The organism is Coleofasciculus sp. FACHB-712 (assembly GCF_014695635.1).
Lineage (GTDB): Bacteria > Cyanobacteriota > Cyanobacteriia > Cyanobacteriales > FACHB-T130 > FACHB-T130.
Window position 1 is genome coordinate 13,358 of record NZ_JACJOQ010000525.1, and the last position, 17,051, is coordinate 30,408.

At 48.5% G+C, this 17,051-nt stretch carries 12 protein-coding genes and 1 tRNA gene; 8 read left to right on the plus strand and 5 right to left on the minus strand.

Annotated features, from left to right (window positions below):
* Nucleotides 1–51 precede the first annotated feature (51 nt).
* Nucleotides 52–2,655 carry a peptidoglycan DD-metalloendopeptidase family protein gene (locus tag H6F50_RS17945; RefSeq protein WP_190429745.1) on the plus strand — a complete coding sequence of 868 codons (2,604 nt, stop codon included), beginning with the start codon at nt 52–54 and terminating at the stop codon, nt 2,653–2,655.
* A gap of 128 nt (nt 2,656–2,783) precedes the next feature.
* Nucleotides 2,784–2,856, plus strand: a tRNA-Met gene (locus H6F50_RS17950).
* Nucleotides 2,857–2,927: 71 nt separating this feature from the next.
* Here the strand turns inward: H6F50_RS17950 and H6F50_RS17955 are convergent.
* Nucleotides 2,928–5,000 (minus strand): amylo-alpha-1,6-glucosidase, encoded by a 2,073-nt coding sequence (locus H6F50_RS17955; RefSeq protein WP_190429746.1) that lies wholly within the window; start codon nt 4,998–5,000, stop codon nt 2,928–2,930.
* A 145-nt stretch (nt 5,001–5,145) separates the two neighbouring features.
* On the opposite strand from H6F50_RS17955, the gene H6F50_RS17960 reads away from it, so the two are divergent.
* Nucleotides 5,146–5,751, plus strand: coding sequence for a peroxiredoxin (locus tag H6F50_RS17960; RefSeq protein ID WP_190411983.1), 606 nt, complete (start codon nt 5,146–5,148; stop codon nt 5,749–5,751).
* Nucleotides 5,752–5,990: 239 nt separating this feature from the next.
* On the opposite strand, the gene H6F50_RS17965 is transcribed toward H6F50_RS17960, so the two are convergent.
* Both H6F50_RS17965 and H6F50_RS17970 read right to left on the minus strand, forming a co-directional pair.
* Entirely contained in the window at nt 5,991–7,499 is a 1,509-nt protein-coding gene (locus H6F50_RS17965; RefSeq protein WP_190429747.1) for a tetratricopeptide repeat protein, read from the minus strand.
* Nucleotides 7,496–8,965: a helix-turn-helix domain-containing protein gene (locus tag H6F50_RS17970; RefSeq protein WP_190429748.1), complete on the minus strand. Its 1,470-nt coding sequence runs from the start codon at nt 8,963–8,965 to the stop codon at nt 7,496–7,498. The genes H6F50_RS17965 and H6F50_RS17970 overlap by 4 nt, the downstream gene beginning before the upstream one ends.
* A gap of 197 nt (nt 8,966–9,162) precedes the next feature.
* Here H6F50_RS17970 and H6F50_RS17975 point away from each other — a divergent pair, with 197 nt between their 5' ends.
* From H6F50_RS17975 to H6F50_RS17985, 3 genes are all read left to right on the plus strand, one after another.
* Nucleotides 9,163–9,441 (plus strand): hypothetical protein, encoded by a 279-nt coding sequence (locus H6F50_RS17975; protein WP_190429749.1) that lies wholly within the window; start codon nt 9,163–9,165, stop codon nt 9,439–9,441.
* 41 nt (nt 9,442–9,482) lie between these two features.
* On the plus strand, nt 9,483–10,112 hold the full coding sequence (locus H6F50_RS17980) for a hypothetical protein (protein ID WP_190429750.1): 630 nt from the start codon (nt 9,483–9,485) through the stop codon (nt 10,110–10,112).
* A 241-nt stretch (nt 10,113–10,353) separates the two neighbouring features.
* Nucleotides 10,354–10,896 carry a peroxiredoxin gene (locus H6F50_RS17985; RefSeq protein ID WP_190429751.1) on the plus strand — a complete coding sequence of 181 codons (543 nt, stop codon included), beginning with the start codon at nt 10,354–10,356 and terminating at the stop codon, nt 10,894–10,896.
* Nucleotides 10,897–10,967: 71 nt separating this feature from the next.
* Here H6F50_RS17985 and H6F50_RS17990 read toward each other — a convergent pair whose 3' ends face one another.
* Complete coding sequence (locus tag H6F50_RS17990) at nt 10,968–11,573, minus strand: hypothetical protein (RefSeq protein ID WP_190429752.1); 606 nt, start codon at nt 11,571–11,573, stop codon at nt 10,968–10,970.
* Nucleotides 11,574–11,869: 296 nt separating this feature from the next.
* Here H6F50_RS17990 and H6F50_RS17995 point away from each other — a divergent pair, with 296 nt between their 5' ends.
* Together H6F50_RS17995 and H6F50_RS18000 are read left to right on the plus strand one after the other, a co-directional pair.
* Nucleotides 11,870–13,303, plus strand: a complete 1,434-nt coding sequence (locus H6F50_RS17995; RefSeq protein ID WP_242029090.1) for an efflux RND transporter periplasmic adaptor subunit — start codon at nt 11,870–11,872, stop codon at nt 13,301–13,303.
* A 100-nt stretch (nt 13,304–13,403) separates the two neighbouring features.
* Nucleotides 13,404–16,652, plus strand: a complete 3,249-nt coding sequence (locus H6F50_RS18000; RefSeq protein ID WP_190429753.1) for an efflux RND transporter permease subunit — start codon at nt 13,404–13,406, stop codon at nt 16,650–16,652.
* A 159-nt stretch (nt 16,653–16,811) separates the two neighbouring features.
* Here the strand turns inward: H6F50_RS18000 and H6F50_RS18005 are convergent.
* Nucleotides 16,812–17,051: HAMP domain-containing sensor histidine kinase (locus H6F50_RS18005; RefSeq protein WP_190429754.1), on the minus strand; the 240-nt coding region annotated here is incomplete at its 5' end.

Here is a 17,051-nt window from a genome sequence, read left to right on the forward strand (position 1 = left end):
AAACAATCATTCAGGGACAGTTAAGCGCTCGTCATAAGTAGGAGGTCGTGTTTGAAACGCCCATTCACGCACAAGATTAAATCAGTTCCTTCCTGTGCAGCAGACAAAGATGCGAAAGCGAATCTGTCCGCAGGAAAGCTTTCCGGGGGAGAGTCAGGTTTATTGAAGCCAATTTCTCCAGAGGTTAACCGTCGGGCTCGCACCTCTGCCGCCATGATTGGATTGGCAATCTCAATGGGCACCTCCAGCCTATTGCTGCCGCAACAAGGCGATGAAGCAAAGGCAGCCGATCCGGTCGCCACAGAGCCGACTGTTACCAACGCTCCTGCTGCAACAGATATTGCTGTTGCCGCTCCTGCCTCAAAAGTGGAGCCAGAAACAACTGCTTCAGTCGCAGCAATAAAGCCGGAATCCAAATCTGTCGCTGCTTCCCCAAAGGTAGTAGAGCCAGAATTCACATCTGAGGCCGTTTCCCCGAAGGTGGAGCTGGACGCTAAAGCAGAATCGAAACCAGCACCGCGCGTTATCGAACACAAGGTGCAGCAGGCACAGACAATTTGGCAATCGTCGAAGAACTATGGGGTAGAACCTGCCGCGATCGCCACTTCCAACAACATCAAGTCCAGCTCAGCTCTTCCATCTGGACAAGTGGTGAAAATTCCTTCAGTGAACGGTATTGTTCACGAAGTTAAGCTGGGCGATACCGTCGAAAAGCTATCTGAGTCTTATGGTGTTCGCCCGATACAGGTGCAGCAATCATCTGGAGCGACAACATCGGATGGACTGCCGGTGGGTCAATCAGTCACGATTCCCGGCAACGTAAATGAGCTATTAAAAGCAAGACAAGACGCTGCCATGAGCCGCTTAAAGGAGCAGCGGAGCCGCTTGCAGAGCAGTCTGGCGGAGTTGCGGTCTGAGGAGACGACAAAAGCATCTGCTGGTCAATTAGAAGTCACTGAACCAGCCCAAATTGATAGCTCTAAAGCTGCTGAGGTAGAAATAGCTGCTCCTAGAGTGCAAATTCCGGTCGCAGTGCAGATGCCAGGGGAAAACGCCCCTAATCAGGTAATCAACCAAGTACCGTCCGTACCACGCAATATCGCGGTGCAGATGCCAGGGGAAAACGCCCCCAATCAGGTAATCAACCAAGTACCGTCCGTGCCACGCAATATCGCGGTGCAGATGCCAGGAGAAAACGCCTCCAATCGGGTGATTAACCACCTCCCATCGGCACAGGCACGGGAATCGCTAGAAGCATCCCCGCAGCCGATAGGGGTGAATGAAAGCGTACCAATCCCAGTACCGACTGCGACCAACCAAGCACTGCCAATCCAGACAGTGGCACCCGCACCGATTGCCGTCGTCGAACCTAATGGGGTAACGGCAGATGTTTACCAGGTCAAAGCGGGAGACACGGTGGATGCGATCGCTCGCATTCACGGCGTTTCCAGAGCAGAACTGCTGCGGATAAATCAGTTAGATAACCCGAACATGATTCGGGTGAATCAAGCACTGAAAATCCCGAAAAAACAGACTGTAACTGTAATTCCTGGTCTGAACGCTGCACTTAGACAATCCAAGTCTAATGTTGCTGTACCGAATCTCTCCGTTCCTACTTTGCCAACGGCTGTTCCCTTACCCGTCGCAGCAACACAGGTACGGGTGCAAAGTAGTGCTAACGTACCTATCGTCAAACCAATGTTAGTAGCGGGTAATCCGTTACCCATTGCCACACCCGCTGCCACACCGATTGCCGAGAGGAACCAAACTCAGTCTGCTGGTTTAAAGCAAAACTCTGAGTACAGCACCCAGATTGAGAAACTACGGGAAGACATCATCAAACTACGGCAGCAGTATCGTACCCAGCAAAACGGGGATACCGCTAACTCACAGAACGTTCCGGTTGCTAACATCTCGGTGCCAGTGACTCCCGCATTCGAGCCGGTTGCACCTGTCGTCAACAAACCGTTGCAACGTTCTGAATACTCGACTCCGATCAATCCAGAATTCAGCCCAAATCGTTATAACGAAGCCGTACAAGCAGAAATGCAAAAGCGGCAACGGCAACAACAGCGATCGCAGGCGGCAATCGAAATCAAAGTGCCCCCACCTGCTGCACCACGGGCTAGAACCCAGAAGCCATTGGTGGCAGCAGCGCCCTCCGGAGCGGACACTTATAACCCGACACTCCGGCCCCCCTTCGGGCAACAAGTTGCTCCAGAGTTACCGCCCCTCCCTGGTCCAAATCCCTACCTGCCGGATAGCCAAATCCAATTCAATGGCTACATCTGGCCCTCAAAGGGCGTTTTGACCTCAGGTTATGGTCGGCGCTGGGGACGGATGCACAAGGGAATTGATATTGCGGCTCCGGTTGGCACACCCGTCGTGGCGGCAGCTCCTGGTGTCGTAGTCTATGCACGCTGGAATTCAGGTGGTTATGGAAATCTGGTGGACATTCAGCATCCGGATGGCAGTTTGACTCGCTATGCCCACAACAACCGGCTCCTGGTTCGCGAAGGCGAAGCAGTTGAGCAAGGTCAGCAGATTTCTGAGATGGGCAGCACCGGACGCAGCACTGGACCTCACCTTCACTTTGAGTTGCATCCATCTGGAAAAGGAGCTATCAACCCAATAGCTTTGCTACCCCGACGCTAAAAAAAGGCAAAAGACAAAGCAAAAGACAAAAGAAAATATATTTTCTTTTGTCTTTTTTCTTTTCTTGCGTGAGGGATAGCAATAATCACGCCAGTATGCTAGGATGATAAGGTTGTTCAAGAAAAATTGGCTCTGTAGCTCAGTGGTTAGAGCAGGGGACTCATAAGCCCAAGGTCGCAGGTTCAAATCCCGCCAGAGCCATTTTAAAAGTTATGAAAAGCTAGGACTGAAGAATGAGTAGGCTTGCGATTGTACTCATTCCTCGGTGCTAATCAGTCAGAGTAGTGCCGGATGAGTTCGGCAACAGACCAAGCTTGAGCGATCGCCCCTTGAGCTGCATGAGGCGGATCGCCATCAAAAATTTCCGAGACCGAACCTAGGCAGGCTGAGGACTGCAAGTGTTCAATCATCGGCTGCCAATCAAAAGGGACGGGTTCTGAAGCGTAGAAGCGCCTCCTAGCTCGAATAAAGGGGCCAATCAGCCAGCTCCAAACTGTGCCTTGGTGGTAGGCGCGATCGCGATATTGAGAATTCCCAGCATACGTCCCCACATAGCGGGGATCGGCGGGGTCGAGACTGCGGAGACCGTAGGGTGTCACTAAGCGATCGCCTGCTACCTTGAGGACAGACCGCCCTTGCTCGGCAGGAAACCCGCAATGATAGAGCGAGAGCGCCAAAACTGCATTCGGACGAATTGTGGGGTCTCGCACATCATCCGGTGCGATCGTATCGTAGAAATATCCCAGCGTCGGATTCCAGAACTTTTGCAGCGATCTCTTCACCTGTTGCGCCTGCTGAATATAGCGTTCTCGCTGGTTAATCCGCCTCTGTGAATTCGCGCCTCCTTCCCTTAATAACAATTCTGCCCATCGGCTAGCCCAGCACAAAGCAGAGTACCAGAGGGCATTAATTTCTATAGGTTTACCCCGACGAGGCGTTACCGGCTGACCATCAACCACCGCATCCATCCAGGTAAGCGCCACTCCTGGCGCATCCCAGGTAACTAGCCCATCCGTGGCATCAATCCGGACATTGTACAGGGTGCCAGCCATAAAGCTTTTGTAAATCTGCCGCACCACAGGATATTGCTGAGCCAGAAAATCCCAATCCTGCGTTGCTTCTAGGTAAAGACCCAAAGTTTCAATCCACCACAGCGCAGCATCAATACTGTTGTAAAATGGCTCAGCTCCAGTATCTGGAAACGCATTCGGAATCAAACCATTCCGACAATAGCGCCCAAAAGTTTCCAGCAGTCCCTTCGCTAACTCATAGCGCCCAGTCGCTAAAGCTAGTCCTGGTAGAGCAATTAGCGTATCGCGTCCCCAGTCATTAAACCAGGGGTAGCCAGCAATCACAGTCGGGCCAGCAATGGAAGCGCGGTAGACAATAAATTGATCGCCTGCTCGCAACAGCTGCTGCCAAATATCATTGACAATGTCATTGTCAATGGTTGAGGGTTCGTTGCCATGAACCCTCAACAAGGGACGGCGAAGCGCTTTCAGTCGTTGTTGCTCAACCTGCACTGCTTGCTCAAAGTCTAGGGAACTGAGCTGTGATTGTTTGGAGTTACATAATCCCACTTTCGCTTCTAGGGTGAGGGAGTCTCCCGGTTGTAGGGGTACTGTCAGGTATCCAGGGCTGTAGAGGTCTTCCTTGTCCCCCAATCCCCGCCGCTTCTCTTCTGGATAGTAATAATGCCAATACCAAACGGTGTCTGGTTGATAGCGACCCTTACTCCAGCGCAATTGCCAGGGAGTCCCAGTCCAGTCAGGACGCATCCCTTGCAAGCAAATTTGCTTTTGACCGACTAATTGCGAGAAGGACAATCCGGAAGCGCCGGATTGCTGGTGGTGAAAGTCGCGATCGCCAATTACCGGGCGTAACCTCAGCGTAGCCAACTCAGTGCCTTCATAGCGGTACTGAATCAAAATCCGGTGACAAAACTGGGGAGTACCTACTTGCTCAGTCTCCTTCCCGCTACTTACGCTCTGTGAGCTACTTTCTACTAAGCCATAGGGCATCACCAGCTGCCTGCTTAGCTGCCAGTTATCTTCACCCCAAACCCAACGGGGAAAGGGGTCAATGTCAAAAGAACGCAATAACTCGTAGCCCAAAGGGTCAATTTTTCCATCTATCCAGAAATTTGTCCCTAGTGCAAATACCCGTCCTCCTACATCCAAACTGGCATCCAGGTGAGACAGTAATAAAGTGCGCTGACTCGGCGGATCGAGGGCGGCAATTAACCAACCGTGATAAGTCCGAGTCCGAGCATCACAAACCGTTCCACTGGCAAAACTTCCTAACCCGTTGGTCAGCAGCCACTCGCGCGTATCCAAATTCTTCATTCCTACTCAAACTCGTTATGAGTATGATATAGTTGTTACAGTTCGTAAATTAGCTGTCGTTGCGTCTAGGGTAGACCTCAACTAGATTACCCTTGACTCAGCACGAGTCAATGCAAAATCTATTCCATTTAAGGAGAATCTATTCATGACCCACCACACAGAAGGCTGTCTTCGGGTTGGACAAACCGCCCCGGACTTTACCGCAACCGCTGTGGTCGATCAGGAATTCAAGACCATCAAACTGTCTGACTATCGTGGCAAATATGTAGTCTTGTTCTTCTATCCTCTTGACTTTACATTCGTTTGTCCTACAGAGATTACAGCTTTTAGCGACGCTTATTCAAAATTTCAGGATCTCAACACTGAAATCCTTGGTGTCTCTGTAGACAGTGAATTTTCCCACTTGGCATGGATTCAGACAGACCGCAAGTCCGGCGGCGTCGGCGACCTAAACTATCCCCTCGTTTCCGATATTAAGAAAGAGATTAGTGCTGCTTTCAATGTCCTCGATCCAGAGGCAGGCATTGCACTCCGGGGGCTGTTCATCATTGATAAAGAAGGCGTGATTCAGCACGCTACGATTAACAACCTGGCTTTTGGTCGCAACGTCGATGAGACTCTGCGGACGCTGCAAGCAATCCAGTACGTACAAACTAACCCCGACGAAGTTTGCCCCGCTGGTTGGCAACCCGGTGACAAGACGATGGTTCCCGACCCCGTCAAGTCAAAGGTCTTCTTTTCTGCCGTCTAAATTTCTGGTGTCGAGTTAGTTTCAGAACTGATTCAGTCGTCAATTAATCAAAAACCCCAATACATTTGATGAGATTTTTCCTATCAGATGTATTGGGGTTTAGTTTTTGATGCTTGCGATCGCGTTAACTCCTGTAACGCTACTTGCACGATATCTAGATGCTGGTGATTGTATGCGAGTGCGTGTTGCTATACCTTCCTATCATCGCTCAAGCAGTAGCAACGCCTCACGCCTTATGCTTACTCACTCAGCAATTTTTCTTTGAGTTCCTGACACTCTTTCACTAACGGAATGCCTAACTCTATGGCAATGGATAAAGCGCGATCGCAATACTCAAGAGCCAGAGTGCGATTACCTACTTGAGGATAAGTGTCTGCTAAATTCTTGAGCGCTTCAGCCTCGCCTCGGCGGTTTCCAATGTCTCTTGAAATCTCCAAACTATGCTGAAGGTAACAAATTGCTTGTTCTAGATTATTCGTCCTATTACCAATAATCCTCTCACTGTAAACCATACCTAGATTGTTCAGCGCTGTTTCTTCACCATAACGATCACCTATTTGCCGTGCAATTTCTAAGCCCTGTTGAAGGCAATTCATTGCCTGTTCCAGATTCTCTGCCGGATTGCCCATATTTCTTTTGCTGTAGACCATGCCCAGATTGCTCAACGCCGTCCCAACTCCTGCGCGATTACCTATTTTCTGTGCAATATACAAATACTGCTGGTAGCAAGCAATCGCTTGGTCATAGCTTCCTAGAGACAAGTAAGCACTGCCAAGATTCCCTAGCACCGTGCCCTCTACCTGACGACTTCCAATTTCCCGCGCAATAGCTAAAGCCTGCTGATGGTAATCAATTGCACGGGCGTATTCTCCTAGCGAATCATAGGTAATACCCAGATTCCCCAGCGCATTCACTTCTCCCTGCAAATTGCCTATTTTCCGTGCAATAGCTAAATATTGATAATGACAAGTAATTGCTTCCTGATACCGTCCGAGAGCATAGTAGACATTGCCCAGATTTCCCAAGGCTGTGCCTTCTCCATAGCGATCACCTATCTCCTGTGCAATGGCTAAATACTGAGAATGGCAAGTAATTGCTTTCTCATACCGTCCGAGAGCATAGTAGACATTGCCCAGATTTCCCAAGGTTGTGCCTTCTCCGTAGCGATCACCTATCTCTTGTGCAATGGCTAAATGCTGCTGATGATAAACAATTGCTTGCCGATACTCTCCTAGAGCATGATAGATATTGCCCAGATTCCCCAGCGTTCTCCCTTCCCCATAGCGATTGCCTATTTCTAGTTCAATGACAAAAGTTTTTTGAAAGTAATCAAGCGCTTGGCGATAGTTTCCCAGGAAATAGTAAGCACTTCCCAGACCGTTCAAAAAAGTTGAATCCCTACTAGGATTCAACTTTCCTAAGAGTTTGCTGTACAGAGCAATTTGTTCCCGATAGTAGCCCCAAGTTCCTAGTTGTTCGTGTAATTCTTCATTGCTAGACGTACCAAGACGAATTGAAAGGATTTTGCTGGCTCTTTCCCAGTCTTGCACTTGGCATAGATGGTGAAAGGCTTCCAGGTAGCGATGTACTTTTTCTAAATTGGTAGCATCTGGCGGTGGCTCGTCCTCAATCGTTAGGTAATATTCTACTGCTATGTAGCTGGCAAATTTCTCAAGTGGAACTTCATCCAAATCGATTTTTAGCTTGGCAAAAAGCAATTGACCAAGGGTTTTTAAGTTATTTTTCAAGCTGAAGACGCCTTAATTTTCAAGCTTTGGAATAACTTTTTATAGTGAGCTAGTGCGACACTGCGAACTAAATTGTGTTGCCCTAGAACGCGCTTGTTCTTATAGTCAACTGATTCCTCAACCAGGAAGCGATTACATAATTCTTCTAAAGCTTTGTCTTGACGCTCCGCGCTACACTCCTGCTGTTCTAAACGCTTCACCAAGTTTACCAGCTGCATCAGCCACCCTTCCTGTTGTACTGGAGTGCGATACACTGAAGCAGCGCAAATCAATAGATAAGCATCCCAGAGATCCCTTTTCAATCGCTCAAAGGCTGCTTCAAGTCTTATGTTCATTTGTCTTCGCAGTTTATGGGTAAGTTTGTGTAGCTGCCAATTATCATGTTCTCCCAAGCTTTTTCCTTGCTCTGCTTCCGCTAAAGCCTTTTCGACTTCTTCTATCTCGTCACCGTATTCATTCCAGTATGCTTGTACATTTCCATCAAAAGGCTTACTCAAAATTTCCCCGATAATCACCCGTAAGACTAGAGGATGACCTTGGTAGGCTTTTCCAATTCCTAACAGCAAGGGTCTATCGGATGAATCGTTGCTGACATTTAACCCTGTTGTCTCAAACAATGCCACCTGTTCCGATTCGTCTAGCCCATATAAGACTTGGCGATGCCAGAAATTTTTGTAGCGGAAGTCTACTAATTTAATTGGCAAATCCTGTGAGGTTATGATTAACCGACTTTGGCAAGATTCTGCTGACAATAAGCTGACAAAGAATTTTTCCCACCACTCATCAGCAAAATCCCCCCAGCCATCTTTTTCATTTCCCGTCAGCAGTCTTTCCAGAGAATCAATCAGCACTAGCACCTGATTCTCCCGCAGCTGTTTCACTAGCTTCTGCAACAATCGTTCTGGCTTGTTGTCCTCTGGTGGAATATTCTCTCCCCACTCCTCAAGCCATCTAGCGGCGATACTGGTAAAGTCTGTGGGTTTCACTTCATTGTCAAAATTCGCTCTTTGTAACCTATTCTTCCAGTCTCCTTGAAACCAGTCTTGTAGTTGTACTGCCAATCTTTCAGCCAGAGCAGTTTTACCTATTCCCGTGAGTCCCACGATGAGCAGGAGACGACATGAATTACGCACCTTCTCGCTCAATTCGCTAATTAGCTTCTCTCGACCTACCCAGGAAGAGTCATAAGCAAAAAAATCTTCTGGGGGAGCAAACTGCTCAAAGACGACTGTATCGCCACCTTGACCAAGTGGCTGAGTAATTTCTCGTTTATCCAACCCCAAGGCGACACAAATTTCTTCAAACTTGGAGATATAAATGGGTTTGCTGTTGATAAAGTTACTGACTGTGGATAGAGCTATTCCTAGATGCGCTGCTAAGTCTCCCTGGGTTAGAAAACCATTACGCTCAAGAGCCGATATGACTTTTTGCTTGCGGTCTGGGTGAATTCTGACAGTTCGTGGCATAGCTCATCCCACCAAATTTACTAAGTAATGTATCAATTTCTATGTTAAACGCAGGTCAGTTGCTAAGCCAGGCAGCAACTCAGATAGCGCTCAGGTACGAACTCAGTAAAGTCTTTGCAACTATAAGAATATGAGAGGGGCAACAATAAAACGCAATTAGTTGCTCGGCCCAATATATGGGTAGAGCCTACAAAGCAATGATTGTCACAGTTAGGGATGTCGAAAACTTGATTCAAGAAGCAAAGACGGCTGGTGCTGATCCTGCCGAAATACAAGAGCTTCAAGAACACCTATCAGAGATAAAGTCTGGCAAGTTGATGAGTAACGCATACACCTCTTTCATGTATGAAGAAATTCAACGTGACGGTGGAAGGGTTGTTTGTATGTCAACTGCTCCAGTTTCGCCAGAAGATGACGATGATTTCGAGGGAGTAACCTTCAAGCCTGTAAAACATAGTTTGCCTCCCAAGCCATAACGTAATTAGAACAACAGTAAATAATGTAACGAGCCTAGCAAATGCACCATGCGCTTGCTAGGCTGTTTTATAGGTGGTTAGAGGAGAATTTTGCATTGCGTCTAGAAGATCATACAGGCAAGTTTAGTGAGGCAGAGCTACAGGAGTTAGTAAATTTTATTTGCAATGATTTACTTTCTACTGAAATAGATACTGAGTGGCTGGATGTCATCAGGATTCGTAAAGATGAGCGAAGTGGCTACCGAGGTTATTGGAAATTTAAACTACGTTTTGATACGCAAAATCAGATTGACGGGATTGTAGCTGTAGTTGTCCTGAACTATTACTATGTAAGGACGCTTGACGCCCTCAAGGAGGTATTAGCCCATGAGTACGGACATCATTGGACTCTATCGCACCTTCTAGTGAATCAACGAATTATCGATGTATGGAAAGAACGAATCCCGATAGAATACTATCAGCTTCGAGGCTTAAACAATCAAGATCATGCTCACGACTACTCTAAAGGTTGGCACTGTTGTGACAAAGAAATTATAGCTGAGGATTATCGGGTGCTATTTGCTCCAGAGCCTTACAATGAAAATCATAGAATGGTAGTTAATTTTGATAGTCCACTTGTACAGCCTAATCAAGAAATTAAAAAATACATAGAGAATCTACAAACTCCGTGAATGGCGTACCTGCGCGATCACAATTTTGCTATGGGTCTTACGCCCGGTACCACAAAAGTCAGGGTTTTCTAAGAAGAAGTAACGCTTGTCAGTTTATAAAGTTAGTCGCATCTCCAATTCAAAGATGCGATTTTTGTTGGGGATGAAGGATGCGATCGCTCTCTTGCCCACGATTCGCCCCTGTTCGCAAAAAAGTAAAGAACTATTACAATTACAGCAATAAGACCAAAATGATATACCGATGCTGACATCTACTGACTTTAGCGGACTGTTAAATCAACGCTTCTTTGAGAATTTCTTGCCGATTCCAGCAACCAGCCGTTTAGACCTGGGTGAAACGACTCCAGCATTTGAACTGCCGGACATTACTAACGGGAGGAGAGTTAAGTTATCAGATTACAGGGGAAAGCAACCTGTCATCCTTGCCTTCACCCGCATCTTCACCGAAAAGCAATATTGTCCTTTTTGCTTTCCTCACATCAAAGCGCTGAATGAAAACTACGAGCGCTTTACCAGTTTGGGCGTCGAGGTTTTGATGATTACCAGTACCGACGAACAGCAGAGCAAAACGGTTGTCAAAGACCTGGGTTTAAAGATGCCCTTGCTCAGCGACCCCAGTTGTCGGACGTTTCGAGCTTACTGTACGGGTCAAGCTTTGGGTGCGCCTCTGCCAGCCCAATTCGTACTGGATAAACAGGGAATTCTGCGCTATAAACATTTGTTCTCCTTCCTCGACCATAATGCTGAAGTGGAGAAGCTGCTAGAGACGCTCAGCGGATTGTAGATTACTGGAATTAATACTAATTAAGTTGCGTTCAAGACCCTACTTTGTCTGAACGCAACTTGGGATGAGTATCAGGGAAGTGGGCGAGAAACCCTGCGGAAAAGCGGCACATCGTTAGCCATTGAATTCGCCATCAAGAGAATATTTGACCGTTCTATAGTGGGAAAACTAACGCGATAAATGAAGTCATCCTGCTGCCACATCACTGAAGAAAATTCATAGGATGGCTTCTGCTTTTTTCCTTCCAATAGATATCCTCTAATATCTTTCCTTAAGGTGATGCGATCGCCTGCTGCTTTATGTTTTTCTAATTCTCGTATCGCATTGAGAGAATTCTTTTTCTCAACCGAAAAACTTCCGACTAAGCACGGTTGGGGATTACTGTAGCAGGTAAAAAGGCTAACAGTATAAGCTAACGGAGTTTCTGAGGGGAAGACGCGGACAATCAACTCAGAAGGATCTACATCGGTGGGGCCACTGAGGAGAATTTGGGACGGCAAGCGCATAATCAACCCAGGCGGTACGCTGCTTTGAATTGTCTCTAAATGGCGTGTAAATACAGGAGCGGGACGAGCCTGTACGGGTACGTTCTCGGATGCCCTAATTACTACAGTCCCAGCCACCGCCAGGACGACTGACAGAAATAGATTTTTAACCCGCAAGAATTGGTAACGCAAGGATTTGAGAGTTTGTCAAGGGTTTTAAAAAAAGCATAGCAGCTGGAATGTTGCTCAGGGCGATCGCTCGCCCAAAACCAGAAGGCAAATGCCAAAATCCGACCTTAAGGCTGACCAAGAGAACTGCCTTCGCACTTTATGATTTGTAAAGTGAACGTTTGTAAACTATCAGCAGTCTAAATAGACAGGCAGGCACAGAGCTAACCTGTTGCCTTTGCATCTCACCGCTGGACAGCCCCGCCCAAGGTGAGTCCGAACCGTCTCCTGAGTGGAACACCCAAGTGCAACTTAAGCGTATGTCTCCTGATATCTCTGCTGCTCAAGCCTCTCGGCAGCAAACGAGTCAAAAATCAACAAGCCAACGGCAAAATCAAAAAATTCCCCTATTTATATTGATATTTGCTGTTTTAGGGATGCCTGGGTTGACCAGTTGTGGCATTCTGCCGAAAGCAGAAGCGGAGGCTCAATCTCCCAGAGGGCAAGAAGGGGGGCAAGGAAAACCTACACCAGTGGATGTGGCGATCGCTCGCAGCGAATCGCTTCAAGAAGATGTAAAATTTATCGGCACGACTCGCCCACTCAGAGAAGTCTCGGTGCAACCCCAAGTGGAAGGACGGCTGCTCTCTCTTAAAGCAGATGTGGGAGATCGGGTGGCGCAGGATCAAATTGTTGCCCAATTAGATGACACCACCTTGTTGACTAGCGTGAATCAGGCGCAAGCAGAACTCGCAACGCTTCAAGCAGAAGTTGCCCGCGCCCGAACTCAGGTAGCGAATGCCCGGACACAGGTGGAACAGGCAAAAGTTGAATTGCAGCAAACACAGCGGGATGCGGCGCGACTGGCTGGCTTGGCGAGACAGGGTGCGATCGCGCAGCAACAAGCAGAATTAGCTCAAACCGAAGCTCAAACGGCTCAACAAGCTTTGCTCTCTGCTCAGTCACAGGTGAGTACAGAACAGCAAGCAGTCATAGCGGCTCAAGGTAGAGTCAAAGCGCAACAATCTGTACTGGCTCAAAATCGCGAACGCCAATCCTATTCAGTATTAACTTCCCCCATTAGCGGCGTTGTCGTTTCTAAAGGGTTAGAACCGGGGGATTTAGCGAATCCAGGTAGTGAAATCTTGAAAATTGGAGATTTCAGCCGCGTCACAGTAGTGGTGCCAGTTTCAGAATTGGAATTGTCAAATATCCGGGCTGGACAATCGGTGCGGGTGCAATTAGATGCCTTCAAAAACAGGGAATTTCTTGGACAAGTGGCTCGCATTTCTCCGGCGGCGAATGTAGCGGCTCGTCAAGTGCCGGTAGAAGTCACGATTGCCAACCCCAAGGGTGAGATCGGCAGCGGACTGTTAGCACGGGTCAGCTTTGCCTCAAATGCATCCCCACGGGTCGTGGTGCCGCAAACGGCGCTGCAAGAAGCAGGAGGGAGAGGGGGACAGACACAAGGGAGGCAGGCACAAGGGGGACAGGCAAGGAGCGAGGGAGAGAGCGCTTCCAACTCCCAAGAAAATGCCAAATCTAGCAAAGCGACGGTGTTTGTTGTGACTCGTGAAGGGCAACAGCCAAGAGTGCAGGCTCGATCGGTGACAGTGGGCGATCGCGTAAATGGAAAAGTAGAAATTCTGTCGGGATTAAAGCCAGGAGAGCGATTTGTCAGCCGCGCTGGTAAGCCGCTCAAGGATGGCGAACTTGTCAGCTTAAGTGTTTTATCAGAAACCGCAAAGCCCTAGAGTTTTGAGTTTTGAGCTTTGAATTCTTAATTCAAAACTCACTCATGCACTCAAAATTCCGAATTCACTCAAAATTCAGAACTCAAAATTCAAAATTATTATGTCTGGATTTAGCCTAAGCGCGATCGCCATCCGCCGTCACATCGGCACACTCATGCTCACCATCGCTACGTTGGTGCTGGGAGTCTTCTTTCTTTCCCAACTGCAAGTTGATTTATTACCGTCTATCACCTATCCCCGGATTGGCGTGCGGCTAGATGCCCCTGGAATCTCTCCAGAGGTAGCAGTTGACGAAATCACTAAGCCGCTAGAAGAAGCATTAAGCGCCACACAAGGAGTGGTACAAGTTTATTCTCAAACCCGCGAAGGGCAGGTAAGTTTAGACTTGTACTTTGAACCGGGAGGCAACATTGACCAAGCGCTAAACGATGCCACTGCTGCCTTTAACCGGGGTCGCAGTAGACTCCCCAGTACCATCGAAGATGCCCGCTTATTTAAAGTTGACCCCTCCCAGCTGCCTGTCTACGAAGTGGCGCTGCAATCTGCTTCGCTGGGGGATGCAGAGTTACGAGTCCTTGCCGATGAAGAATTATCCCGCGAACTCGGTGTAGTCAATGGTGTCGCCGCTGTCGATGTTGCGGGTGGAGTGGAAGAACAAGTCCGGGTGCAAATTGACCTGAATCGCTTACAAGCGCTGGGGGTGAGTTTAACAGATGTGTTAAATGCTTTGGGCGATCGCAACCAGGATGTCTCTGGCGGTCGCTTGCAAGGCGCTGACTCCGAACCACTAACCCGCACCGTCGGACGCTTTCAGAATGCCCAAGAAATTAGCAATCTCTCCTTTGAGGTTGGTTCCCCAACCGCCGGTCTGAGGAGAGCGCAAAGCCCCGCGCTTTTACCGCAATCTCGCGTTTATCTAAGAGATTTTGCCGAAGTCATTGATGGGACAGAAGACCAGCGGGTATTTGTCTATCTGAATGGGCAACCAGCGGTAAAACTCAGCATCCAAAAGCAACCGGATGCCAATACTATCGAGGTTGTGGATGGAATTAAAAAACGGATCGAAGAACTGCGCCAAGCTGGGGTGATTCCCGAAGACATGAAACTTTTGGCAACGCTGGATGAGTCGAAATTTATCAGCAACTCGATCTCCAACGTGACCAGTTCCGGATTGCTGGGTGCAGGGTTGGCAGCGGTGGCGGTGATGCTATTTCTCGGTAGCGCCCGTCAAACTTTAATTATTATCATCGCCATTCCCCTAGCGACCATCGCGGCGATTATCTTAATGCAGCTATTTGGACTCTCCATCAACATTTTTAGCTTAGGTGGTTTGGCGCTGGGTGTGGGGATTGTCGTAGACAACTCTATCGTAATGATGGAGACAATTGCCGAAGGTGCTGGCATGACTCCGGGTCAGGATAGCAAAGCCCGCATGAATAGCCAGCAAGTAATCGATCAAGCAGAACGCAGCGGTCGCGAGGTGGAATCAGCGCTAATTGCCTCTACCACTACTAACTTGGTGTCTGTACTGCCGTTTTTGCTGATTGGTGGCTTTTTCTCCCTGCTATTTAATGAATTAATTCTTACCATTAGTTTTTCTGTAGCTGCCTCTCTATTGGTGGCGCTGACCGTGGTGCCAGCACTCAGTTCCCGGTTGTTGGCTATCCAGTGGTCGAGTGGCCTAGGTAAGTTTTGGCCTTTACGGGAATTTAACCGCCGATTTGAGGCAGCGACTGGCAGCTATACTCGCTTTCTGACTGGAGTCGTGCGTTATCGGTTGTTAGTAATCGCCGCTATTGTTCTGCTTTTCGGCGGCAGTAGTTTGTGGATGGTCGGTCAAATTCCCCAAGAAATTTTGCCTCGGATTAATACGGGGCAAGCAAATTTGTTTGCCCAGTTTCCACCCGGAACCAGCGTGGAAACTAACCAAAAAGTGATGAAACTGGTGGACGAAATCCTGGTTAAACAGCCAGAAAGCGACTATGTATTTAGCACAGCCGGAGGTTCTCTGTTCGGCAGCAACACGAATGCCAATCCCCTACGCGCTTCCAGCTCAATTACCCTCAAGCAAGGTACAGATGTTGAGAAGTTTGTTGAGAAAGTCAATCAAGAGTTTAACAAACTGAACTTGGCGGGGATTCGTCTGCGATTGAATCCCGGTCAGGTACGGGGGATTATCCTCAGTAACTCGCCAGTGCGGGGGGCGGATGTGGATATCATCCTCCAGGGAAACGATGAGCAGCGGTTGCAACAAGCGGGGCGGCAAGCGCTGCAAGCCTTGGATGAGCGAGTAAAAAGTGCAACTTTCCGACCTGATGCCGACTCTCGACAACCAGAAGTGCAGATTCGACCAGATTGGGAGCGTGCAGAAGAGTTGGGGTTGACAACGCAAGACATTGGGCAAACGATTCAGACAGCAATCGAGGGGTCAGTACCGACTCAGTTGCAAAGAGGCGATCGCTTAGTGGATGTGCGCGTACAATTCAATGAAGAATCTGTAGAACGCGCTTCTCAACTCGCACAAATCCCCTTATTTGTCAATAACAACAGCTTAGTTCGGCTGGGTGATGTCGCGACCATTTCCGAAGGTCAAGCCCCTGGTGAAGTTCAGCGGATTAACCAACGACAGGTTTTTATCATTGCGGGTAGTCTGACCGAAGGAGCTAACCTCAGCGACGCCCTGACAGAGGTAGACGAGGTACTGGGGAATTTGCGATTACCCGAAGGCGTGAGCGTGATACCCAGTTCGACAGCGGAAACGAATCAGCAGTTGCAAAACTCCTTGACAATTTTAGGAGGTTTAGCTGCTTTCTTAGTTTTCGTCGTCATGGCGGTACAATACAACTCCCTAATTGACCCCTTGGTAATTATGCTCACGGTGCCCCTGGCTTTAGCGGGGGGCATTCTGGGACTTTATATCACTCAAACCGCTATCGGTGCTACGGTGCTAGTCGGTGCGGTGCTGCTGGTGGGGATTGTGGTAAACAACGCCATCATCATGGTGGAGTTGGCGAACCAAATTCACGAACAGGAAGGCATCGACCGACAGGCGGCGATTTTAAAAGCGGCTCCCATGCGCCTGAGAGCGATTATGATGACCACCATCACCACGGTTCTCGGCTTGTTTCCTTTGGCGCTGGGAATCGGGGAAGGCTCAGAATTTCTACAACCGTTAGGCGTTGTGGTGTTTTCCGGTCTATCTCTGGCGACGCTGCTAACCTTGTTTATTATTCCCTGCTTCTACGTGCTGCTGCACCAGTTCCCGGTCAGCAAACAGGTACTAAAATGGCAGCGATCGCTATCGAGGAAATTTGCCCGTAAAACTTTTTCGAGCGATCGGAAGTTCTAATTTGTGCTGTCTTTAGCACTCAGAGTTTAGCCCCACCCCTGTCCCTCCCGGTCAACGGGAAGGAGTTCAATATTCCCTCTCCGTCAACGGAGAGGGGTTAGCGGTGAGGTTCCGAGTGTGTAGAGAGTTCGTTTTTTGGCCCACCATCAATTGCTTCTTTCAATTTTGTGGGCGAACGGGAATTTCAATCCAGAACTCAGTGCCCTTGTCTGGTTGAGAAGAACACTTAAAAACGCCGCCGTGTTTTTCCACCACAATTTGATAGCTGATCGACAGTCCCAAACCCGTGCCTTTACCAACCGGCTTTGTCGTGAAAAAAGGATCGAAGATTTGCGCCTGCACCGCCTCTGGCATACCAGAGCCATTATCAATAATTTGAATCACCACGTTAGCAGGATG